Source organism: Roseovarius nanhaiticus, assembly GCF_900156535.1.
GTDB classification, from domain to species: Bacteria; Pseudomonadota; Alphaproteobacteria; order Rhodobacterales; family Rhodobacteraceae; genus Roseovarius; species Roseovarius nanhaiticus.
Genome location: NZ_FTNV01000001.1, coordinates 903,338 through 925,920 on the forward strand (window position 1 = coordinate 903,338; position 22,583 = coordinate 925,920).

The following is a 22,583-nucleotide window of genomic DNA, read 5'->3' on the forward strand; positions in this document are numbered from 1 at the left end:
GCCTCACTCAGGTTTAGCCCAATCTGATTTGAGCATCCCTAACCAACGCAGCCATCCGGTAAAATCCATGTGCCATCTTGGAGTATGGCGTGCTGAGAAAGAGTATCAGGACCGAGCCGAGATGGATTGCGAGCAGCTCGGAAACCCAGGAAGTTCCGGTCGCCGCGTAGAGCAAAAGTCCGGTGACGCCGGTCAAGGCCAATAGCAGAACGAACGCGGTTTCGGCGCCCCATGCTCCGTTCGCCCCAAGCGCGGGGTCTGCCTTCAGCTTGAGATGGATCAGCATGGCAGAGCCCAATGAGAGTAGAATGCCGCCGGGCACGCCCAGCAGCTTGGGCAGAGAAATGAGCTGATAGGGCGCCTCGATACCGAAGCCATAGTGCAGGACGGTGCCGCTGGAGGTCGAGGCAAAGCAGAGCAGGAAGCCCCACATCACTGCCTGATGCGCGTGACGCCGCGCGTTCGAGAATCGATCTTCATCCTCGAAATTGCATCCCTGACCCTGACCGCCCGAGAGGTTGCGCATGGTCGCGGCACTGCGCACCGCCACCATCAGATGCGCCCACCTTATCCGCGTGCCGCCGACCTCCCGCCAATATTTTCTGAGGCCAATCGTGATCGCGGCAAGCGGCAACACGAAAGCCGGCAGGAAGATGGCGACCATCGTGCTGTGAGACAGCACGGCGTAGAAACCCTCACCGTTGGCCGGAGTGAGGGTTGTCGCGATCCAGAACAGGCACGCGATGCCCAGAACCAGCGCCAATGCCATCGCCACGCCCGAGCGTTGGAAGAGCCGTGCAGGGGCGGCGGGCCAGGCGAAACGCTCCCATGATTCCTGCCGCGCGTCGGCCAGTGCGGCGGGCAGGTTAAGCGCGAATTCATGCGGCTCGATATATTGGCAGGCGTAATAGCAGCCTCGGCAGTTATGGCAAAGATTGGCAAGCTGGGTGAGATCGCCCGAGGCAAAGCTGCGTTCCTTGAACATCGCGGGAAAGACCGCGCAATAGCCTTCGCAATAGCGGCAGGCGTTGCAGATCTCGACCTGTCGTGCGGCTTCGGCCAGCTTGGGGGTGTCATAAAGCATGGGATGCCGCCTCTTGTCCTGCGATGCGTCCGAAAACGGTTCCTATGGTCATGCCGAAGCCGGCGAGATAGCCTTGGCCAAGGATCGACCCGGCCATGATTTCGCCAGCGGCCCAGAGGTTGGCATAAGGCCCGTCGGGGCCATGTACGCGGGCGGTTTCGTCAACCTTGAGCCCGAGATAGGTAAAGGTGACCCCGGGCCGGAGGCTGTAGCCGTAGAATGGCGGCTCGGTGATGGGGCGGGCCCAGTTCGTCTTGGCGGGGCTGAGCCCGTCGGTCGCGAGCCCGTCGAGCTCGGTGGGATGGAAGGCGCCTGAGCTGTCGGCAGGGCAGGCGGCGTTAAAGGCGTTGATCGTGCCCGTCAGGTTGTCCGCCGGAAGGCCTAGCCGCTCGGCCAATTCCTCAATCGTGTCCGCCTTGATCGGCGGAAAAACGGAAGGCATGAAGAGGTTCAGCGATTTGGAGTCGATGATCGAATATCCGACCTGATCTGGCTGGGCAGCCACAAGGCGCCCCCAGATGGCGTAGCGTTTCGGCCATACGTCCTCGCCTTCGTCATAGAATCTCTCGCCATTCTTGTTGACCACGACCGAGAAGGGCACGCAGTCCAGCCGGGTGACGATGCCGCCATCGAATTTCGGCGCGCGCCCGTCAATGGCGACGGCGTGGCACTGGGTCGGATCGCCGACACTCTCGGCGCCCTGGTCCAGCATGTCCTTAAGGACGACACCACGATTGTATGGCGTGCCCCGGATAAGGAAGTTGCGCGCGGATGGCCCCCATGCGCGGGCAAGCCAGTCGATATCTCCCTGAAAGCCGCCGGAGGCCAGTACGACAGCGCGGCCTTGCAAGGTGGTTGTTTGGTCGCCTTGCCGCATGTCGACACCCGTCACGTTCGCACCGTCTATATGCAGGTGAGTGACCTCGGCGTCATAGAGAATCGTGACCCCTAGCGCCTCGGCGGTTCGGTAATAGGCATTGACCAAGGCTTTGCCGCCGCCGAGGAAAAAGGCATTGGTGCGGCTGAGGGACAAGGTTCCCGAGAGGGATGGCTGAAAGCGCACTCCATGCGCCTCCATCCACGGCAGGCACTCCTCGGAATTGCGGATGCACATACGGGCGAGATGTTCGTCGGTCTTGCCTTTGACCACGCGCATCAGATCGTCGAAATATTCGTCCTCGCCATAGCGGTCCGTCAGGACCGAAAGAGGCCCCTCATGCATGCAGCGAAAGTTGCGGGTGTGGCGCGAGTTGCCGCCGCGGTAGACCTTGGGAGCGCTTTCCAGAAGGATCACACGACATCCCTTTTCGGCCGCCTCGATGGCGGCGCAAAGGGCAGCATTGCCGCCGCCGACAACGATCAGGTCATAGGGATCAGAGTTCATGGTTGTCGCTGTCCAATGGTCTGGCATCGCGCAGCTGGCGCAGCCTTGCAGCATGTGCGCCCTGGATATGCAGGCGCATTGCGCGTTCGGCCTCGTCTTCGTCGCGAGATCTAAGCGCGGTGACGATCGCCGCATGTTCCCGCACGGCGTCTTCGGCCCGTTTGGGCTCTTCCATCGTCGAGCGGCCGAGGATCAGCAGCGTCTTCTGGACCGACTGCACGGCACGCAGAAGAAAGCGATTTCGCGCGGCGTCGAGGATGGCAGCGTGAAAATTCTGGTTCTGGCGGTATCGCTCCTCAGAGCTTCGCGCCGCGCTCATTGCAGCCTGGATCGTCTCGATTTCGCTCAGCTCCACCCCCGAGCCGGCACGCGCAGCGAACCGGGCAGCCGTACTCTCAAGCACGGCGCGCATGTCGTAGAGCTCGGAGATTTCCGAGTGATCGAGCGTTCGGATCGTGGCGCCAAGGCGCGGCGTGTGCATCACGAGGCCGTCCGCTTCGAGCTGCCTGATGGCCTCGCGGACCGGCGTGCGGGACATGCCGAAACGCGCGGCAAGATCAACCTCGGTCAGGCGATCACCGGGCAGCAGATTTCCCGCGCGGATGTCACTGACGATCTGCTGATAGGCATCCTGTCCGGGCGGCAGGTCCGTGCGCAGTGCGCTGCTCTTGGTCGTCGACGTTTCATCAGAGATGGGTTTTGCACTTGCCACGATCTCAGGCTCCTCTTGCATGCCTTGTGAATACGGATGTATGCAACTGGATGCAATACTGGAGTGATTGGATGATTGGCGTATTCACATCAGCAGTCAGCCTCGAGCGACTTCGGACACTTGGGGTCGCCGCTGCCGGAACGCTGGTCGCGTGGGTTCTGGGTTTGCCGCTTCCCTTTCTCTTCGGCCCTCTCGGGGCGTGCCTTGTAACGGCGATGGCGGGCATGCGGCTCAGGGCGTTCGGCCAGGTGTCTATTGCGGCCCGCACAATCCTCGGAGTGGCGGTTGGGGCATCAATTACTCCGTCCCTCATCGGAATGTTACCGCAGATGGCCGCATCAGTAGCGCTCATCCCGCTCTATATCGCCGTCATCGCCCTTGTCGGGGTGCCCTTCTTTCATCGTGTTTGCGGCTTCGACAAGGCGACGGCCTGGTATGCTGCGATGCCGGGCGGCCTGCAGGACATGGTAATCTTCGGAACCGAAGCGGGAGGCGATCCGCGGGCCTTGTCGCTTATCCATGCGACCCGGGTTCTGGTCGTGGTGTCCATAGCGCCCCTTATCCTGACATTCGGAATGGGTGCGAGCCTCTCGAGCCCAATGGGGCCGCCCGCCCGCGATCTGCCGGTCATTGAAATCGCGCTGATGGCTCTGGCCGCACTGGTCGGCTGGAAAGGGGGCGAGCGCGTCGGTCTTTTCGGCGCGTCCATCCTCGGGCCCATGATCATGACCGCCGCCCTGTCGCTGAGCGGCCTGATCCACACGCGCCCACCGGCCGAAGCGATCCTCTTTGCTCAGTTCATGATCGGCATTTCCATCGGGGTCGGCTATGTCGGGATCACCTTCGCGGAGTTTCGCAAAGACGTGCTGGCCGGTATCGCTTTCGTGCTGGTTCTCGCCGCGCTGGCGACCTTTTTCACCGAGATCGTCGTCATTTTCGGACTCGCCCCGCCGATGGAGGGGTTTCTGGCCTTCGCTCCGGGTGGACAGGCCGAGATGACGGTTCTGGCCATCGTGGCCGGTGCCGATCTGGGCTACGTGATTGTCCACCACCTACTGCGCATGTTTCTTGTCATCACATGCGCGCCGCTTGCCGCGAAGCTTTTGTATTCGCTTGCTAAAAAGTAGCGCGCGTGACGTGGTCTAAACCAGCGCCGGAGCCGTCCGGCACGCGCATCGGCAGGTTGGCGACCCAGGTTCCAAGCCGAAAAGAGTGTTGACTCGCAAAAAATCATAATCCTATGATACTAAAGTCATAACGGCATAATGAACCCTTTTCCGGTCTGGAATGAAGGCGTTTCACTGAATTCTGGACGGGTTGAACTGATGGCGACGGCACTGAACACCAAATCCCCCGCGGCTGCGCCGGAAGGCCTGTCGGAGCTGCTCTCGGCGGCGGCGACGAGGCTCAAGCCTTCGGCGACGAACACGACCTCGCAGAAGGCGCGCGACCTCAAGGCGCAGGGCCGCGATATCGTTGCGCTCAGTGCGGGTGAGCCTGATTTCCCCACGCCGGAGAACGTTATCGCCGCCGCCATTGAGGCGATGAAAGCGGGACATACGAAATATGCACCCGTGGCCGGCATCCCGGAGCTGAAACAAGCGGTGCGGGACAAATTCAGCAATGACAACGGGCTGGACTACGCGGATGACGAGGTGATGGTTTCAACCGGCGGCAAGCAGGTGATCGCGAACGCCATGATGGCCACCATCGACGAGGGCGACGAGGTCATCATCCCGGCGCCCTATTGGGTCTCCTATCCCGAGCTTGTCGCGTTCTGCGGCGGCACGCCGGTGGTGGTGCAAGCCGAGGCAACAACGGGATTTCTGCTGACGGCGGAGGATCTGGAAGCTGCGATCACCCCGCGAACGAAATGGGTAATCCTCAACTCGCCCTGCAACCCGTCGGGCGCCGTTTACTCGCGAGATGTGCTTGAGCGGATCGCCGGGGTTCTCGAGCGCCACCCGCGCATCCACGTGCTGAGCGACGATATCTATGAGCACCTGATCTACTCCGACACCGCGTTTTCGACGCTGGCCGAAGTTGCGCCGCAACTGAAGAGCCGCGTTCTGACGATGAACGGCGTCTCCAAGGCCTATGCGATGACGGGCTGGCGCATCGGCTATTGCGGCGGTCCTGCGCATCTCATCAAGGCCATGTCCAAGATCCAGGGGCAGACCACCTCGGGCGCGAATTCGATCGCGCAATGGGCGGCGGTTGCCGCTTTGACAGGGCCACAGGATTTCTTGGCCGAACGCCGAGCGTCGTTCCGCGAGCGGCGCGATCTGGTGGTCGGAATGCTGCGCGAGGCCGACGGGCTAGAATGCCTCGTGCCCGACGGCGCGTTTTACGTCTATCCGGGCTGCACCGGCACCTTTGGCAAGACAACGAAGGGCGGGCGCAAGATCGAGAGCGATCAGGATTTCTCGGAGGCACTACTGGAAGAACAGGGCGTTGCCGTCGTTTACGGCGCGGCGTTCGGTTTGCCGGGGCATTTCCGGGTCTCCTATGCCTCCTCCGAGGCGCAGCTTCGGGATGCCTGCATGCGCATTACGACATTCTGCAACGGTTTGAGCTGAGGAGCGCCGCAAGATGATTGGGTTTCACGTTCACGCACATCCCGGCCGCGTCTCGCCCGAGCTGGTCGAGGCTTTCAGAGCACTCCCGGTCGCCAATGTCTCGGACGTGATGAGCCGGCTGTCCGGCGGTGGGCCGCTCCTTCAAGCGCGACATGGCGGCGGCGTGCTTGCCGGGCCGGCTGTGACGGTCAAGACGCGGGCCGGTGACAATCTCATGATCCACAAGGCCATAGACATCGCCGAGCCAGGTGATGTCATCGTGGTTGATGCCGATGGCGACGTAACCAATGCCGTCGTTGGCGAGTTGATGGTCGCCCATGCGCGCTATCGCGGCATCGCGGGCATGGTGATTCATGGTGCGATCCGTGACGCCGGAGCCATTCGGGCAGGCGATTTTCCGGTCTTCTCGACCGGCATCAGTCACCGCGGCCCCTACAAAGACGGGCCGGGCACCGTGAACGCGCAAATCGGGCTCAGCGGTATGATCGTGGCTGCGGGCGATCTGATCCTCGGGGATGAAGATGGCGTAGTTGCCATTCCCCGCGCCGAGGCGGATGCCATCCATGAGGCGGCGGTCAAGAAGGCCGCGGCTGAAGACAAGCAGATGCAGCAGACCCTGGTCGGCGGGATGGACCGATCCTGGGTCGACAGGACACTGAAGGAGAAAGGCTGCATCGTCGAGATCGACTCCTAAGAACCACAACAACAGGAAGGTAAAAACAATGAAAAAATCAATAATCCTTGCCGCCGCTCTTGCGCTGGCACCGGGTGTCGCGCTGGCCGAATGGCCGGGCGACAAGCCAATCACCCTCGTCGTCGGATACTCGGCTGGCGGCGGCACCGATATTCTCGCGCGCACCATGGCCCCTTTCCTCGAGAAATACATCGACGGTGCCAGCTTCGTTGTGGTCAACAAGCCGGGGCCCGGCGGAGAGTACGGCTTTACCGAAACGGCCAATGCCGATCCTGATGGCTACACTATCGGCTTTATGAACGCGCCTGCGTTCATCACGCTGCCCTACGAGCGCGAGACGCGCTACAGCTTCGACAGCTTCGCGCCAATCGCCAACCTGGTGACCGATCCCGCGACGCTGAGCGTGCCGGGCGACAGCACGATTAGCTCGCTCGATGATTTCGTGGCCGAGGCGAAGGCAGCGCCCAGTGCGCTGACCATCGGCCACCAGGGCTATGGTGGCTCGATGCATTTGAGCCTCGAGGGCTTTCTCGACATGACCGAGACCGAAGTCACGCAGGTTCCCTTCCCGGGCATCCCGCCGGCGGCAACCGCGCTTTTGGGCGGTCACATCGCGGGTCTCGTCGTCGGTGCTGGCGAGGCGTCGGGCATTGGCTCGGAAGACAAGCCAATCAAGATCCTCGGGGTCATGTCGCGCGAGCGGCTTGAACTCTTCCCCGACATTCCGACCTTCGCGGAGCAAGGCTATGAGATCTATAGCGGCTCGGATCGCGGCTTCGCAGCACCCAAGGGTACTCCGGATGAGATCGTGTCGAAGATCGGCGAGGCCATCGAGAAGACCCTCGAGGATCCTGAGTTCCTGAAGGCGGCGGAAGAGCAGAGCCTGCCGCTCAACTACATGAACAAGGCTGAATACACCGAGTATCTCTCTGAGGTGAACACCCGGATCGGCAAACTCTGGGAAACCAACCCGTGGCGGTAATCCGGTCATGACCGACCGCCAGACCAACAGCCCCTCGGAGATCGTCTCCGGGGGGCGCGAAGGCCTAAGAGATCAGGTCTCGGCCGCTATTCTCATGTGTATTGTCGCCGTGTTCTGGTGGGATGCGAACACGATCAGCGCCTTCGAGGCGCAGATGTATCCGCGTCTCGTGCTGATCGTACTCGCCGCGCTGGCCGTGCTTCTGTTCCTGCGGGGCTTCAGGCTTGGTGGCAAGGTTGCGGATCAACCCGTTGTCTCGTCCTGGACCGCGTTCCTCGCGTTTCTGGTGCCGACCATCCTCTACGCGGTGGCCGTCGGAAAGATCGGCTTTTTCACCTCCAGCATCGTCTACATACCACTCGTCGCGTATCTGATCGGGCTGCGTAGCCATTGGCTGAATGCGCTCGTGTCATTCGTGTTCCTGCTGGCCACGTGGCTGGTCTTCGTCGCGCTTTTCGCGCGCCCCCTTCCGCAAGAAATTTTCTGGGGCTAGCCCATGTCCATCATCGAAATCCTCTTTGCCGCCATTCGCGAAGTCCTGATGTGGCAGAACCTGGCCGCAATGGGCGTCGGCGTAGTGGGCGGGATCCTGATCGGCGCGCTGCCGGGACTCACGGCGACGATGGGCATCGCCATTCTCATCCCGCTGACCTTCACAATGGAGCCGATGGTGGCGCTGGGCATGGTCGCGGGCATCTATAATGGCGGCATCTATGGCGGTGCGATCCCGGCCATCCTTCTGGGCATTCCCGGCACCTCCTCGTCCATTCCGACGACCTTCGACGGCGTTCCGCTGGCCAAGCGGGGCGAGGCGGGTAACGCGCTGCGTATCTCGGCCTGGTCCTCGGCGGTAGGCGGCGTGGCAAGCGGCTTCTCCCTCCTGCTGCTGGCGCCGCCGCTGGCAACGGTCACGCTTCTCTTTGGGCCGGCCGAGTATTTCTGGGTCGCCCTCTTCGGCATGTGCAGCATCGCGATCCTTCTGGGCGCGGACCCGCTCAAGGGTCTGATTTCCAGCGGTCTCGGCCTTCTGATCGGCACGATCGGCATCGACAGCGTCTCGGGGCACGAGCGCTTTACGCTCGACATCTACTACCTCACGGGCGGTTTCAACTTAATCGTCCTGCTCGCCGGTCTCTACGGGCTGCCGCCCGCCATCGACCTTGCGCAGACAGCGATCTCGCAGCAGATCGACGCCGCCCGCACCGCGATCAAGGAATCCGAGCACCGTTTCACCGACTGGCCCAGCCTCTTTCCGACTTGGGCGCGGTCCTCGATGATCGGCATTGTCATTGGCATCCTGCCCGGCGTGGGCGGCACGATGGCCGCCTTCCTTAGCTACAACGAGACCAAGCGCGCCGACAAGGATCCGGACAGCTTCGGCAAGGGGAACTACAAGGGCGTCGCGGCCTCGGAATGCGGCAACAACGCCGATAACGCCTCGGCCCTTATCCCAACGCTGACGCTCGGCGTGCCCGGAAATGCCGTCGCGGCGGTCATCATGGGCGCGTTCCTCGTCCACGGACTGCAGCCCGGGCCGGGGCTCTTTCGGTCCGAGCCAGTGCTGGTCTATGCCTTCATCCTGCAGATGATCCTCACGGCGGCCATCCTTCCGGTTCTCGGCGGCTCGATCGCAGTGCGTGTTTTTGCGCCGGTGCTGCGGCTGCCGCAGGCACTGATCGCGCCCATCGTGGTTAGCCTGTCGGTGATCGGTGTCTATTCCATCCAGAACAGCGTCTTCGACATCTATGCGCTCATCGGCTTCGGCCTGCTGGGATACATCCTGCAACGCACTGGCTTTCCGCTCGCGCCTATCGTTCTGGGCGTCATCCTCGGGCCGATGGCCGAGCAACAGTTGCGGCTCGCGCTGATCATCGCGCGCGGCGATGTTCTGTCGATCGCCAGCAGCCCGGTCGCGATGATCCTGATCGCGCTGATTGTTCTCGTGCTGGCTTTGCCGGTGGTGCGGATGCTGCTGGGCCGGCGCGCGCGGATCGACCCGAAACTCAACTGATACCGCCCGAGAGGGACCCGAGGAGGACACCATGCTGGTTCACGAAAAGCTTGCACAGATCGTCGCGCAGGAGGGGGTCTCCTGCCATTTCACGCTTCTGGGCGATGCCAACATGTATTTCGCCGACAGTCTCGACGCGCTTGGCGTCGAGTCGATACACGTCCGTCACGAACATTGCGCCTGCTCGATGGCGATGTCCTACGCGCGTGCCACCGGCGATCTGGGCTTTTGCTCGGTGACCTGTGGGCCGGGTGTGACGCAGCTTGCGACGGCCCTTCCGGCGGCGGTGCGGGCCTCAATCCCGATGGTGATCTTCGCAGGGGAAAGCCCGCTCGGCAAGGCGTGGTACAATCAGCAGCTCGATCAGGCGCCGGTCGTTCGTGCCCTCGGGGCGGATTACATTGCCATCCACACTCAGGGGCAGATAGCGGGCAAGTTGCGTGAGGCGTTCCTGTCGGCGCGCCTGCATCAAAAGCCGGTCGTCGTCGGCATCCCAATGGACCTTCAGCATCACGAATGGACCGGATCCGAAGACTACGTTCCCTCGCAGAAGATCATGCCGAAACCCGCGCCCCTGCATCCCGCGCCCGAGGCCGTCATCGAGGCGGCCGAGCTTGTTGCCTCTGCCCGGAAAATCGTGCTGATCGCCGGAAAAGGCGCGATGCGCGCGGGCGCATCCGAGGCTTGCGCGGCGCTGGCCGACCAGTGCGGGGCGCTTCTGGCGACGACGCTGCCCGTGCGGGGCCTTTTCGTGGATCATCCCTTCGATCTGGGTGTTGCCGGCGGTTTCTCGTCGCCCTTGGCGCGCGAGCTTTTCGCCGAGGCGGATCTGGTCATCGCGGTGGGTGCAAGCCTGACGCAGCACATGCGCGACGCGGGCAAGCTCTTTGGCGCGGCCAAGGTGCTACAGATTGATCTTGCGCCGAAGGGAATCAATCAGGGCGCGGTCGTTGCCGATCACGTCCTGCAAGGCGATGCCAAGGTGGCTGTGCAGAAACTCTGCGAGGCGCTGGAGGAGCGCGGCGCGCGCCCGTCCGACTGGCGCGGCGACACCCTGCGCGAGCGGATCGCGAACGCGCCGGGCGACGATGCGAAATTTCCGGAGGATGGATATCTTGATCCGCGCGATGTCATCAGCAGCCTCCAAGAGATCCTGCCCAAGCAGTGGGAAATGGTGAATTCCTCTGGGCATTGCTCGTATTTCTCGGCCCAGATGCGGGGCTGGCAGGCGCGGAATTTTCATGTGATCCGCGAGTTTGGCGCAATCGGCAACGGTCTTTCCTACGCCATCGGCGTCGCGGCCGCGCGCCGCGACAATACGGTTGTCCTCATCGACGGCGATGGCAGTCTGCTTATGCACGCGCAGGAACTTGAGACCATCCGCCGCCACGGGTTCAAGCTGCTGATTTGCATTTTAAACGATGGCGCCTATGGCTCCGAAATTCACAAGCTTCGCAGCGAAGGGCTGCGTGATGGCGGCGCGGTGCATGGCCGGGGAGATCTGGGCGCGGTCGCGCGCGGCTTCGGCCTCGGGGGGAAGGTCTTTACGGATCTTTCGACGCTCGCCAGTGATCTAGACGCGTTCGACGAGGGCGAGGACAGCGCGCTGTGGGATTTCCATGTCAGCGACTTGGTCTCGTCTCCGATCATGCGCCAGAACCATCCCGCCAAACGGCATGGCTAACAGACGGCGCCCTATAAACTCAGGCGCCGTCCGAAAAGCCGAGCATGGACGACAGGCGCTGCACCATCGTTGCGATATGAGCGAGGTTCTCGGGGCTTTCCGCATCGAAGCGGCCGATCGGACCCGACACGGCAATCGCGCCTACCAGAGTGCCGTTCCGGTCGAAAACCGGTGCGGAAATCGACGAGGTCAAAGGGTCATAGGCACCCACCGAATATCTCGCGAGATCCGCCGCCTGCGCCACGCCTCGGGGCGCGCCGTCGGCGAAGTCGCGCAGAACCTGGCTGATCGAGGTCGTGTCCATCGGTATATGAACGCCGACCTTGCGGCTGACCCGCAGAGACTGAGGCGAATCCACCCCCATAAGGCACATGCGGTTGTCGCCCTCGCGGACGTAGAGAAAAACGCTCTCGCCGGTCGAATCCCGCAACTGCGTCATCGTCGCCTCGATCAATTCGCGCTGGTCGAGCGAGTTCTCGAAGGCGCGGCCCAGTTGAAAGGCCTTGACCGAAAGCTGATACCGGCCATCCGCCAGCTTGCGCACGTAGGAGAGCTTCTCGAACGAAATCATGTAGCGCAGGATCACGCTCTTGAACAATCCGGTCGCATCGGCGAGATCGCTCAGGGTCAGCGGGCGATGCTCGGCCGCGAAGGCATCGAGAATGCGCAAGGATCGCTCGGCGGCGGCGACGGGCCTTTCGACCCCTTCAGTATCCGGGCTTTTGGCCATGATGACGGTCACTCCAACTGCGTCATGTTGCTCGGTCAAGCTCGTATAATAGTGTTATAGTATTGTCACCCACATTGGGCGCGCTTCCCGACGCGGATAACATGCGCACCCCTCAGACCTGAAAGGCATGGACGTGGATCACCCGAGAACGATGGCGGAAAAACTGCTCGGCCGGGCCGCAGGCAAGGATGTGCGAGCAGGCGATATCGCCGTCTGCACTCCGAGTTATGCGATGGGAACGGATGGCTCGATTCCCATGGCGATCGATTATCTGGCCAAGATGGGCCGCGACTCTGTGGCCGATGCCGCACAGCTTCTTTTCGCAATGGATCACTACGGCATCAGCTCGGGCCCGAACGCCCTGGCGCTTCAGGCGAAGGCACGAAAATTCGCGCATGACAACGGCATTCGCCTCTTCGACGTCGGCGACGGGATCGGTCATCAGCTTTTGATCGAGGAAGGAATCGCCGCGCCCGGGCGCCTCGTGGTCGGAGCGGATTCGCATGCGACCTCCTATGGCGCGCTGAATTGCTTTGGCACCGGGATCGGTTCGTCCGATCTGGCGGGAGTGATGTTTTGCGGGCAGATGTGGCTGGAGGTTCCGAAGACAATTCAAGTGCATCTGATCGGCCGTCTGCCGCAGGGCGTTTCGGCCAAGGACGTGGCTCTGGTTCTGGCCCGGCGCATGGGCGCGGATGGGGCCAATTACATGGCGCTGGAATTCAGCGGGCCGGGCGTGGCGACGATGGACATGGATGACCGGATCGTTCTGTCCAACATGGCGGTCGAAATCGGCGCGAAGGCAGGGATCTTTCCCTTCGATGGCGTGCTCGAGGATTGGATGCAGCGCATCGGCGTCATGGATTACACGCCGATCATCGCCGATGAGGGGGCGGAGGTGGCGCGGATAGTCGAGGTGGATCTTTCGGCCCTGACACCCCAGATCGCGCTGCCACACCGCGTTGACAACGTGACCGATCTTGACGCCCAGCCCTTCACGCCGGTCGACGTCGTCTATCTCGGCACCTGTACCGGGGGAAGGATGCGCGACTACGAGGAGGCGCTGGAGGTGATCACGAAGGCTGGGCATCTCAGCGACCGGGTTCAGGTGGTTGTGACGCCAGCCTCGGGCCAGATCTACAGCGAGATGAAGCGTATCGGAATGCTGGACCGGTTCCGGGCCTTCGGAGCCCGGATCGAGCTTCCAGGATGTGGCGCCTGCTGCGGGACATGCGGAACAATCCCCTCGAACGGCCAGAAGATCATCTCGAGTGCCAATCGCAATTTCAGGGGCCGGATGGGCAATGCCGCGGCAGAGATCTATCTCGCCTCGTCCATATCCTGCGCGCATGCGGCCGTGCGCGGCGGCTTTGGCAAACGAGGCTAAAGGAGAGCTGATATGACCGATACACTCGCCTCGGGCAGCGCTCGCATTCTCGGAGATGACATCAACACTGATTACATCGTTCCTTCGCATCGCAAGAAAGAGACGATAGACCCCGATGTACTTCGGGCCTTCATCTTCGAGGATATCGTCCCCGGTTTCTACGACGCAATGGAAGTCGAGACGGTTCTGGTTGCCGGCACCAATTTCGGCTGCGGGTCTGCGATGGAGGTTGCTGTCACTGTCCTTCAGGCGGCTGGCGTTAAAGCCGTTATTGCAAAGAGTTTCTCCCGTACCTTCAGACGAAATGCGCTAAACAATGGCTTACTGCTCTGTGAAGCCGACGCATCATTTCTGGAGGATGGGGATGACGTCGCAGTCGAGCTGAACGATGGCGTTTTGTGCATTCAATCTAGCCGGCGCGCGCCGGTAAATGCAGGCGCTATGCCCGATTTCATGTTGGACATGCTGTCTTACGGTGGATTAACCAATTACTTGGTGGCGAACGGGGGCTTTGAGTAGCGTTTCAATCGCTCTTCACAGTTCGCTCAACCTCGGTTGGCGTTTTGTCCTGCCGCGAGGTTTTTCCTCCACATGAAATGAGATTTCGACTGACCTTGGCCCCACCCCCACTCTTCTAACGCCCCTGGCGAGAGTTTTTCGGCTTCGATCAGGGTAGAAGGCTGATGTTCGCCATTCCGTCAGCTTGATCGGGACCTTGTTGCCGATGGCCCCATTTGGCCGTTCCGCGTTGCAGTATCGACGGCAAGTCTCCAGCTGTTCGGCTGCATCTGCAAGCGTCAGGAACGGGTGCGCATTCAGCTTCCCGGCGGGGGGTATGCGAGTAAGAAGCTGTTTCGCACTTTCATGATTGGTTTCCGTTATGTCTTGCGAAATTCTGAGGTTAAGTAACTGTTAAAATTATCCTTTCGTCCGATTTGGGTTCTGGCGTCTTTGGCGTGGAGGTTCGAGTCCTCTCACCCGCACCAATCCAAGAAGTATATCGGCGAAGACCGAAATTATCGGGACCTATCTGGGTCCATCCGCCTCTCTGACCACCTCAGGTGATAATTTGCATAGCCGCCGGTCGATGCCTTGGCATTTCTCAATGCAGCTTAGGTTCGAAAAGAAAGCGGTTTTGGGATAGTCCGGCGGTGCCTCGGCCCTGCCTTTCACAGAATCCGCGCCGATCACTTTGCTCTATGCGGGCTCTCGTCCTTTTCTGTCCGATAGGGATAGCCCAACGCGGTGAATCCGACGAGACGCGCGTTTGGGCGCTAATGGTGATTCTCTTTGTGCCATGGCTCGGTCCGATGCCAGGCATGGCGCGCAGCTACGCAAATCATGTGCCTCAGGTCTTCGTCTCGCAAGACGATTGCCCCCGGCGCAGTCAGGCCTATCTGTCGCGCTATGGACACTTAGGCCGGAAAGGGACGCTACGGCCTCATCCTTGCTGCGACAGCATAAGGAACGCGCTGCTTTTGACCCCGCTTCACCGGCCTTTGTTTCTCGGCTCCGAAATCTATCGCGGTTCTACCTATGGCGCGTGGCACCCGCTGCGTATCCCGCGCGTATCGACCGTAATCGACCTGGTGCGGGCGATGGGCTGGCTTGGCCCGGAGCAATACCGCGCCAGCCCTCGCGCCAAGCCCGGCGCGCTTACGGGCTATCATACCCGTGCCTATGTCGACGCATTGCTGGACGCCGAACGCCTGCAGTTCGCGAGCCCGCAAACCCGCGCGCGGCACAATATCGGCACACCGTCTAACCCTATTTTCCCCGAGATGTATCGCCGTCCCGCCACCGGTGCGGGCGCATCGCTTCTGGCGGGCGAATTGCTGGCCGGGGGCGGCGTCATTCATTCGCCGGGGGGCGGCACACATCACGGTATGCCGGACCGCGCGAACGGGTTTTGCTATCTCAATGACGTCGTTCTGGCCATTCAGTCGCTGCGCCGGCATGGGGCGCGGCGTGTTGCCTATATCGACATCGACGCGCACCATGCTGATGGGGTCGAACATGCCTTTGCCGCCGAGCCGGAGGTGTTGCTGATCTCGACCCACGAAGAGGGCCGCTGGCCGCGCACCGGTGCGCTCGATGATCGCGGGGCGGGCCAGGTCTACAATTTGCCGCTGCCGCGCGGCCTGAGCGACAGTGAGATGGCGCTCGTTCGCGATCAGCTGATCCTGCCCGTGGTAGCGCGGCACCGTCCCGATGCGATCGTGCTGCAATGCGGGGCCGACGCGGTGGAGGAGGATCCGCAATCGCGCCTTGGCCTGTCGAACGGGGCGCATTGGGCGATCTTGCGCAGCTTGCAGAATATGGCGCCGCGCCTTCTGGTGCTGGGCGGGGGCGGCTACAATCCTTGGACGGTCGGACGGCTCTGGGCGGGGAACTGGGCGGTGTTGAACGGGTATGAGATCCCCGACGTGCTGCCAAAGGCGGCGCAGGCCGTGCTGGGCGCGCTACGCTGGCAGCGCCCCGGCTCGCCCCGACAGATCGCGCCCGAGGCGCATTGGATCACGTCGATGGCCGATGCGCCACGAACCGGGCCGATCCGCGCCGAGATCCGTGCGCGGATCGAAACATTGCTGGCCGGGCGCGATGGCTGAACGCAAAAGCCCGCCGCGTCAGTCGCCGTAGCCGGTCATCTCCAGATACCCGATGCCCTCATGGCTGCCCGCAATCGTCACCGGCCCCTCCCAATAGGGCACGGATGTGTCCATCCAGGCATCGGGGTTTATGGCCGTTACCGTGGCATCAAGGCCGCGCTCTGGCACTGTGACGCGCCAGCGCACTGGTACGCTGCGGCCCGCGACCTCATGCCAATCCAGGGGCTCGGCCTTCAGCGCGTCATCCGGCAGCGCGCTTGCCTTGCCATCTGCGCCGATCCAGGTGCCCGAGGTGAAATCGCTGGCGCCGCGCAGCACGAACCCCATCATTTTCTCGCCGGTCTGGAACGAGAGCGAGAACCAATCCCAACCACTTTGGTCCTCCGCCAAGGGCTGCGACGACCATTTCCGGTCGAGCCACGCCGTCCCTGTCACCTCCACATCGCCGCCCGGCAGGCTCAGCGTGCCCGCAAGATCATAAAATGGCTGTGAATAGTAATAACTCGCCTGCCCTGCAGCGGATTTGACCGAAAACCCCTCATCGCCGTGCCGGACAATCGGGCCTTTGGCGGTCAGCTCGACGTCGTAGGCGAAATCTGGGCCGGAGGCGGTCAGGCGAAGCTGCCCGAAATCCGGGCCGGCCATCTGCCAGTCGTCGATCCATGCTTCAAATGGGTCGGCTGTGACGCCCGCCTGGCCGATCCCGCCCCGCGCCAGCCGCTCGGCCACGTGATGCGTGTGCGGCGACGTGACCGCCGCGTGGCCCATCCAAAGCTGTGGCGCGCTCCACCCGTCGCCGTCCCGAGGCGCCAGCGCCGAGCGAAAGAGCGTCCATTGCAGCCCGTAGGGCGTGCCATCCGGGCCGGTCATGTTCGCGGTCAGATACCACCACTCGATCCGGTAGGCGGGGTGCGCGCCGTGATCGGCGGGAAATTCAAGCTGGGTTCCACGCTCCGGCACGGCAAATCCTTCGGCCTCGGTGCCGAGCCCGGCAAAGCCTTGGGCCGGTATCTGTTGCGGCAACAAGAGCAGGATCAGAAGGGCACACCATCGCTTAACGCTCATTTCGGAACACTCCCAATAGCTGCGCAGGCGGCGTGCGCCACAGGCGCCAGGCGGGCCAGAGCGCCGCCAGCGCGGCGGCGAACAGTGCCAGAAAGGTCAGGCGCAGGTAATCCAGCGGAAAGACATACATCGGCAGGCGCCAGCCGAACGCCTCGACATTGACCACCGCAAGAAGCGCCCAAGCAAGCAAAAGGCCGAGCGGCAGCGCCAGGAGGGCTGTAAGCGCCGCCAGAACGACGGCACGCACCAGATCCAGAAGTGCTAGGTTGCGCCGTGTCAGCCCCAGTGCCCAGACGGGGGCCAACTGCGGCACGCGGATCGCGGCAAGGGTCAGAAGGCTCATCAGGATCGCGAAGCCTGCGACGGCAAGGGTCAGCACGTTAAGTGCCGTCGTCACGGTAAAGGTCCGCTCGAAAATGGCGAGCGACATTGCCTTGATCGACGCCTGGTCGATCATCGCGGCCTCGCTTATGCCCGCCTCCTCGGTGAGAGCGGCGCGCAGGGCGGGCACGTTCTCGGCCTCCGTGCGCAGACCAAAATTACGCGCCTCGACATCGGGATAAAGCGCGCGAAAGAGATCCTCGGTGACGATGACCTGCCCGATGGGATTGCCGTAGTCCCCATAGATGCCCAGCACCGTCACCTCTCGGGCGGACGCGATACTGATGCTGTCCCCGAGCGCCAGCTGCGCGCGGCGGAACATCTGCTCGTTTATCAGCGCGCCGTCCCCCTCGGCCAGCCGGTCCCATGCCTGCGGAAGCGCACTGAGGAATTGCCAATTCTCGCGGTATGTCGCGTGGTCCCGCGCGCCGTAGATCTCGGCGGGCATGCCTGCGACCTCGCGCTCGACCGTCAGGATCGGAAGGAGCGCATCGGCGCGGCTGGCGGCGACGCGCGCGATCGCGTCCGCCTGCGCCCCATCCTCAGCCCGCACATAAAGTTCGGAGGCAAGCCGCTGATCGAGAAACCCGGTGAAGGTCAGCCGGAAGGACGATACCATGGTCGATACGCCGACATTCGCCGCCATTGCCAAGAGGAGGGCCATGAGCGCCAGCGAAAGGCCCGGCACCTGCTGGCGCGTGTCGGCCCAGAACCACTCGGCGACGGGGCGCCGCGCCGGCACCTCGGCCAGCTTCAGCAGAAGACCGAGGAGGGGCGGAAGTGCGAAGGCGCCGCCGATCAACAGCGCCGCCAGCAGGGCAAAGCCCGCCAGCAGGCCCTGACCCCAGGCCGCCAGCGCCGCCGCTGTCGCCAGTAGGGCCACCGACGCCAAGGCCATCCAACCGCCCCGCCGCGCCATTGCCATCGCGCGCGGCTGCGCCCCGGCCAGAAGCGGCATCCGCGCCAGCGACCAGAACGCGCCACTGGCGGCGACCGCCGTGCCCCCCAGCGCGATGGCCAGCCCCGACAGCCACCATGCGGGACGGAGGCTGAGCTGGCCGGAGATGTCCGCGCCGTATAGTCCGCGCAGGGTTGCCGCCACATCAGGTAACAGAAAGGCTGCGATGACGTAGCCGAGCACGACGCCGATCAGTCCGGCGACCAGCGCCAGCAGCGCCAGCTCCGCCGCCATCAACGCAATCAGGCGCCGCAGAGGAACCCCGAGCGCGCGCATGCTGCGCATCATCGGGCGCCGCTGCTCGAACGCGAGGCCGATGGCGCCATGCACGATGAAGAGGCCCACGGCAAAGGACAGCAGGCCGAAGGCCGTCAGGTTCAGATGAAAACTATCCGTAAGGCGGGCCACGTCGCCGCCGCCCCGCGGCGCTACCTGCATCAGGTCCGGCGCGACCTCTGCCAGCGACGGGCGGGTCATGGGCTGGTTCGGCAGCACGATCAGACGGTCAATCTCGCCCGGACGGTTCAGCAGGGCTTGCGCCACGCCGATATCGGCCAGCAGCGTGTTGGGCGCAACATCCGGGGCCAGAACCCCCTCTGGCGCGATACCCGGCAGTGCAGCCAGCGTCTCGGCCCGCCCGAAGACCTGCCCCGCGCCCGACAGAAACGCGCCCAGATCGGCGCCCTCGGCGGGGGCGACCGGGCCTATCCCGCCGGGTGCCGTCAATGGTTCCAGCCCGACGACGCGCACGCCGCCCACGCGGCCCTCGATGACCGGCGAGACGAGCCAGCCCGCGCGCCTCAGCGCAACATAGCTTTGCTGCGCGATGGGCGCCCCGTTGGCTGATGTGATCTGCGCATAACGCCCTTCGCCCAAGATCGAAGCCGCCGCATCGTAGCTGATGCGGGCCTCGGCATTGATTGCTTGCACCCCTGACCAGAGCGCCGTGGCCAGCGCAAGGCCCGCCAAAAGCGTGATGAGTTGCAAGGGATTGCGGCGCCAATACCCCGATAGCGCCGAGAGGACGGCCGCGTTCACGTCAGCTGCCCCGCCCGCAAGTGAAGGCGCCGGGGCAGTCTCTGTGCCAGCCGTTCGGAATGGGTAACAACGATCAGCCCGGCGCCCGTTTCCTCGACCAGGTCCTGCAACAGGCCCAGCACCGCATCCGCGCTTGCCTCGTCGAGATTTCCCGTTGGCTCATCGGCCAGAACCAGGCTGGGCCGAGGTGCAAGGGTCCGGGCAATCGCCACCCTCTGTTGCTGGCCGCCTGATAGTTGCTCGGGGTATTTGTGCATATGGTCGGCAAGCCCCAGACGCTCGGCCATTGCGTCGGTACGTGCGGCATCGTGCCGTCCGGCCAGCCGGGCCTGAAACGCGATATTGGCGGCCACATCGAGCGACGGGATAAGGTTGAACTGCTGAAAGATGACGCCGACGGTGCCGCGCCGGAGCCCGGCCCGCCCGGCATCGCCCAGCGCGGTCAGATCGGTGCCTTCGATCTCGATTTTACCACTGTCGGCGGTATCGAGCCCCCCGATCAGATGCAGAAGTGTGCTCTTGCCCGATCCCGACTCGCCCGTCAGGGCCATCATTCCGCCGCGCGGCAATTCCAGCGACACACCGCGCAGAACCGGCGCCTCGGTGCCGGGATAACTCTTGGTGACCTGATCCAATTTCAGCAGCATGGTGCCTCCTGTCGGGCCAAAGGTAAGGCGGAGCGCAGCGATGGGAAGGCGCAGCCCACGGGCATTGACGCAATGTGCAAAAACATTTGCCGAATTAAATCACAGAACTGTCTGGATGGATGCCAAGGGCGCGCCGGCGGTTTGATGATCGAACTTTGCCATACGCGAAAAAATCATCTTGCGCATGATCGGCGGTCACGCGCGCCAATTTCTCTGACGCGTCTTGGTGACGACGCCGCCTTCCGCATCTGAGAGACGGCATGCGCCCCGGCCCCCGGCTAAGGGGGAAATGCGAAAAGCGAAGGGGTGATTAAGGTGGATATACCGGACTGGACCACCCCGAGGCTTGGTCGGCCCTCGACCCGCAAAGTTTCACGGTCGCGGGCCAATAAGGTGAGCGGGTAATGGGGCGAGACTGCCGCCTTATAATTCGGACGGGAGAGGCGCTCCGGGTGCCTCTTTCGGGGGCGATCAGCGGCTGTGGACGACAGGCCGCCTTGGTATGCCCCCCAGCTTTATGTGCGCGGTTGAACGCACTTTGGGGTGTTTGCATCACTGGTGCGCAGTCGATCTCAAACTGAGAGAGACCGGCTTGCACCTCCGGCGCGAAGGCCGGCGCCGGAATTGTTCACCGCTTTCAGGCGCTGAGGCTCAGGCGGTGCCGCTCGAGTATTTCCATGATCTGATCGCCCAGGGAAAGCGGATCGAACGGCTTGCTGATGACGGCAGAGGCACCGCAGGCATGGAGACATTCGATTTCGGAATTCTGAGCGCGCGCAGTCATGAAAATCGCGGGAATATCCTTGAACAACGCCTTCTCTCGTATCTTGTCCAATGCCTCGCAGCCGGTCATGCCAGGCATCATCATGTCCAGCAATAGCACGTCTGGACGGAAGGTTTCGACCTGTCTCACGGCGTCTTCGCCGGACGCGGCTTGGACCAATTCGAATTCTCCCGACAGTGACAGGGCCATCGCTGCTATCTCACGGATGTCGGCATCGTCCTCTGCATGCAAAATCTTGATCATACGTGCCTCTCTACTGGTTTGCTCTGAAGCTGGCTGATTTGGCTGATATCCGCCTCGGGCTGGTTCCGAGGAAGCGTGAAGAAGAACTCGGTGCCGACGCCTTCGCGAGATTGAAAGCCGATGGTCCCGCCGAGACTCTCGACGATGGCCTTGCAGATGCTGAGGCCCAGTCCGGTTCCGCCTTTTGCGGCCCTGTCGGAATTCGTCATGTCCGCGAAACGCTGAAAGATCATGTGCTGCTCATTGACCGGAATGCCGGGGCCTTCATCCTCGACGGATATCCGAACGTGATCGCCTTCGTTCTTGAGCGAAAGGCGCACGCGGCCAGACTCGCCCGCAAATTTGCATGCGTTGGAAAGAAGGTTGGTCAGAACTTGGATCAGCCGGTTCGGGTCCGTCTGGATCGGCAGCGGTTTTGCCGTGCCCGAGACTTCGATATTCACGTTGGACAGTTTCTCGATCATCGCCGTCGCATGTCGCGCCTCGCAGATGATCTCGGACAGGTCAATATCCTGAAGCTGCATCTGCATCTCGCCACTCGAAATCTTCTCGAGATCGAGAATGTCGTTGATAATCAGGATCAACCGGTCCGAGTTGCGGTGCGCGATTGCCATCAGGTCGCGCGCCTTGTCCGAAATCTGTGTGTCCTTGGCGGAGAGCAGAAGGCTCAATGCACCTTTGATAGAGGTCAGCGGCGAGCGCAGCTCGTGGCTCACGGTTGCCACGAACTCGGACTTCTTGCGATCTTGTGCCACCCGGTCGGAGATATCGCTCATCACAATAAGAAAGAAACCGCTGCCTTTCGCGTCATTCACGAACTTGACGCTCACGTGGAGCGGCACGCCGTCATGAACAATCTCGAACCGCGAGGCTGACTCTGCGCTGCCGTTCAAGGCACGGCAGGCCAGGCCGATAGGCTCAAAATCTGTCTGCTCGATCAGATGTTCCAGGTTTTTGCCTTCAGCAGGCGGGCCAAGATAGCCCAGCCGCTGGCGGGCGGCATTGTTCATGTAGTTGAGCTGCCAGTCGGACGAATTGACGATCCAGATATCATCCCGCAACTCGTCCAGCACTTCCATGGTTTTCTGTTCAGAGCGAAGCTGCTTCATGCTGGTGATATCGGTTCGTACCGATATAGAGCCGTTCCACCCGCCTTTGGTGTCCGACAGGGGAATGATCGTCGTTTGGGTGTAGAAAGTGCTGCCATCTGCGTGGCGCAGCGGTGTCTCGCCGTGCCACGTCTGCCCCGCCTTCAGACGCGCACGAATACGCTGGGGCAAGTCGACTTCGGACTCTGGGTAAAGAGTGCTGACGGGACTGCCGATAAGCGCATCTCGCGAGCGGCCGCTGAGGGCGGTCATCTTGTCATTGACACTGACGATGCGGCCTTTGCCATCGACCGTGCTTACAACAGAGTGTGCATCAAGCGCTTGCAGTTTTTGCTCCAGCGGATCGACGATGTGTCGCAGCTGCCGGCGAAACCAGACGCTCATCAGAATGACAGGCGCGCCTGCCGCAATGATCACAGCGCCGATCGTGCCGATCATTTGGGCTGAGGGAGTTTGGAGAACCGTCGTGAAACCGCTGTACCACAGGCCCGCCAAGAGAATG

Annotated in this window: 19 protein-coding genes and 1 pseudogene; 10 read left to right on the forward strand and 10 right to left on the reverse strand. The window is 62.5% G+C overall.

All coding sequences use genetic code 11. From position 1 onward, the window contains the following. Window positions 1–13 precede the first annotated feature (13 nt). The 3 genes from tcuB to BW975_RS04365 are packed head-to-tail and all read right to left on the reverse strand — an operon-like array spanning window position 14 to window position 3,180. Entirely contained in the window at window positions 14–1,084 is a 1,071-nt protein-coding gene (tcuB, locus tag BW975_RS04355) for a tricarballylate utilization 4Fe-4S protein TcuB (RefSeq protein WP_076531270.1), read from the reverse strand. Next, complete coding sequence (gene tcuA, locus BW975_RS04360; RefSeq protein ID WP_076531273.1) at window positions 1,074–2,468, reverse strand: FAD-dependent tricarballylate dehydrogenase TcuA; 1,395 nt, start codon at window positions 2,466–2,468, stop codon at window positions 1,074–1,076. Before tcuA ends, tcuB begins: the two co-directional genes overlap by 11 nt. After that, window positions 2,458–3,180, reverse strand: a complete 723-nt coding sequence (locus BW975_RS04365) for a GntR family transcriptional regulator (RefSeq protein ID WP_244512517.1) — start codon at window positions 3,178–3,180, stop codon at window positions 2,458–2,460. Before BW975_RS04365 ends, tcuA begins: the two co-directional genes overlap by 11 nt. Before the next feature lie 71 nt (window positions 3,181–3,251). Between BW975_RS04365 and BW975_RS04370 the strand changes: the two genes are divergently transcribed. The 7 genes from BW975_RS04370 (at window position 3,252) to BW975_RS04400 (ending at window position 11,130) form a co-directional block, all read left to right on the forward strand. Further along, window positions 3,252–4,307 (forward strand): AbrB family transcriptional regulator, encoded by a 1,056-nt coding sequence (locus tag BW975_RS04370; protein ID WP_076531275.1) that lies wholly within the window; start codon window positions 3,252–3,254, stop codon window positions 4,305–4,307. Window positions 4,308–4,505: 198 nt separating this feature from the next. Next, entirely contained in the window at window positions 4,506–5,759 is a 1,254-nt protein-coding gene (locus BW975_RS04375; protein WP_076531278.1) for a pyridoxal phosphate-dependent aminotransferase, read from the forward strand. A gap of 13 nt (window positions 5,760–5,772) precedes the next feature. After that, entirely contained in the window at window positions 5,773–6,453 is a 681-nt protein-coding gene (locus tag BW975_RS04380; RefSeq protein ID WP_076531281.1) for an RraA family protein, read from the forward strand. A gap of 28 nt (window positions 6,454–6,481) precedes the next feature. After that, a complete protein-coding gene (locus BW975_RS04385) occupies window positions 6,482–7,435 on the forward strand; it encodes a tripartite tricarboxylate transporter substrate binding protein (protein WP_076531284.1) in 954 nt (317 codons plus the stop codon). 7 nt (window positions 7,436–7,442) lie between these two features. Continuing rightward, a complete protein-coding gene (locus BW975_RS04390; protein WP_076531286.1) occupies window positions 7,443–7,928 on the forward strand; it encodes a tripartite tricarboxylate transporter TctB family protein in 486 nt (161 codons plus the stop codon). Between the two features lie 3 nt (window positions 7,929–7,931). Then, window positions 7,932–9,446, forward strand: coding sequence for a tripartite tricarboxylate transporter permease (locus tag BW975_RS04395; protein WP_083686977.1), 1,515 nt, complete (start codon window positions 7,932–7,934; stop codon window positions 9,444–9,446). 31 nt (window positions 9,447–9,477) lie between these two features. Next, entirely contained in the window at window positions 9,478–11,130 is a 1,653-nt protein-coding gene (locus tag BW975_RS04400) for a thiamine pyrophosphate-binding protein (RefSeq protein WP_076531289.1), read from the forward strand. A 19-nt stretch (window positions 11,131–11,149) separates the two neighbouring features. Here BW975_RS04400 and BW975_RS04405 read toward each other — a convergent pair whose 3' ends face one another. Next, window positions 11,150–11,860 carry an IclR family transcriptional regulator gene (locus BW975_RS04405; RefSeq protein ID WP_076533382.1) on the reverse strand — a complete coding sequence of 237 codons (711 nt, stop codon included), beginning with the start codon at window positions 11,858–11,860 and terminating at the stop codon, window positions 11,150–11,152. Between the two features lie 133 nt (window positions 11,861–11,993). Here BW975_RS04405 and BW975_RS04410 point away from each other — a divergent pair, with 133 nt between their 5' ends. Both BW975_RS04410 and BW975_RS04415 read left to right on the forward strand, forming a co-directional pair. Then, window positions 11,994–13,247 (forward strand): 3-isopropylmalate dehydratase large subunit, encoded by a 1,254-nt coding sequence (locus tag BW975_RS04410; RefSeq protein ID WP_212634884.1) that lies wholly within the window; start codon window positions 11,994–11,996, stop codon window positions 13,245–13,247. Between the two features lie 12 nt (window positions 13,248–13,259). Further along, window positions 13,260–13,766 (forward strand): LeuD/DmdB family oxidoreductase small subunit, encoded by a 507-nt coding sequence (locus BW975_RS04415; RefSeq protein WP_076531295.1) that lies wholly within the window; start codon window positions 13,260–13,262, stop codon window positions 13,764–13,766. A 180-nt stretch (window positions 13,767–13,946) separates the two neighbouring features. On the opposite strand, the pseudogene BW975_RS17870 reads toward BW975_RS04415, so the two are convergent. After that, window positions 13,947–14,066: pseudogene (locus BW975_RS17870) on the reverse strand (integrase core domain-containing protein); the annotation flags it as partial. A 659-nt stretch (window positions 14,067–14,725) separates the two neighbouring features. Between BW975_RS17870 and BW975_RS04425 the strand changes: the two are divergent. Then, window positions 14,726–15,856: an acetoin utilization protein AcuC gene (locus BW975_RS04425; protein ID WP_244512515.1), complete on the forward strand. Its 1,131-nt coding sequence runs from the start codon at window positions 14,726–14,728 to the stop codon at window positions 15,854–15,856. Window positions 15,857–15,874: 18 nt separating this feature from the next. Here the strand turns inward: BW975_RS04425 and BW975_RS04430 are convergent, their stop codons facing one another. From BW975_RS04430 to BW975_RS04450, 5 genes are all read right to left on the reverse strand, one after another. Further along, entirely contained in the window at window positions 15,875–16,921 is a 1,047-nt protein-coding gene (locus BW975_RS04430) for a lipocalin-like domain-containing protein (RefSeq protein ID WP_076531297.1), read from the reverse strand. Continuing rightward, complete coding sequence (locus BW975_RS04435; protein ID WP_076531300.1) at window positions 16,911–19,298, reverse strand: FtsX-like permease family protein; 2,388 nt, start codon at window positions 19,296–19,298, stop codon at window positions 16,911–16,913. Before BW975_RS04435 ends, BW975_RS04430 begins: the two co-directional genes overlap by 11 nt. After that, the gene (locus BW975_RS04440) at window positions 19,295–19,945 is read right to left on the reverse strand and encodes an ABC transporter ATP-binding protein (protein ID WP_076531302.1); all 651 of its coding nucleotides are present in this window, start codon (window positions 19,943–19,945) and stop codon (window positions 19,295–19,297) included. The genes BW975_RS04435 and BW975_RS04440 overlap by 4 nt, the downstream gene beginning before the upstream one ends. 637 nt (window positions 19,946–20,582) lie before the next feature. Beyond that, window positions 20,583–20,972, reverse strand: coding sequence for a response regulator (locus BW975_RS04445; protein WP_076531304.1), 390 nt, complete (start codon window positions 20,970–20,972; stop codon window positions 20,583–20,585). Further along, complete coding sequence (locus BW975_RS04450) at window positions 20,969–22,519, reverse strand: PAS domain-containing sensor histidine kinase (protein ID WP_083686979.1); 1,551 nt, start codon at window positions 22,517–22,519, stop codon at window positions 20,969–20,971. The genes BW975_RS04445 and BW975_RS04450 overlap by 4 nt, the downstream gene beginning before the upstream one ends. Between the last annotated feature and the right edge of the window lie 64 nt (window positions 22,520–22,583).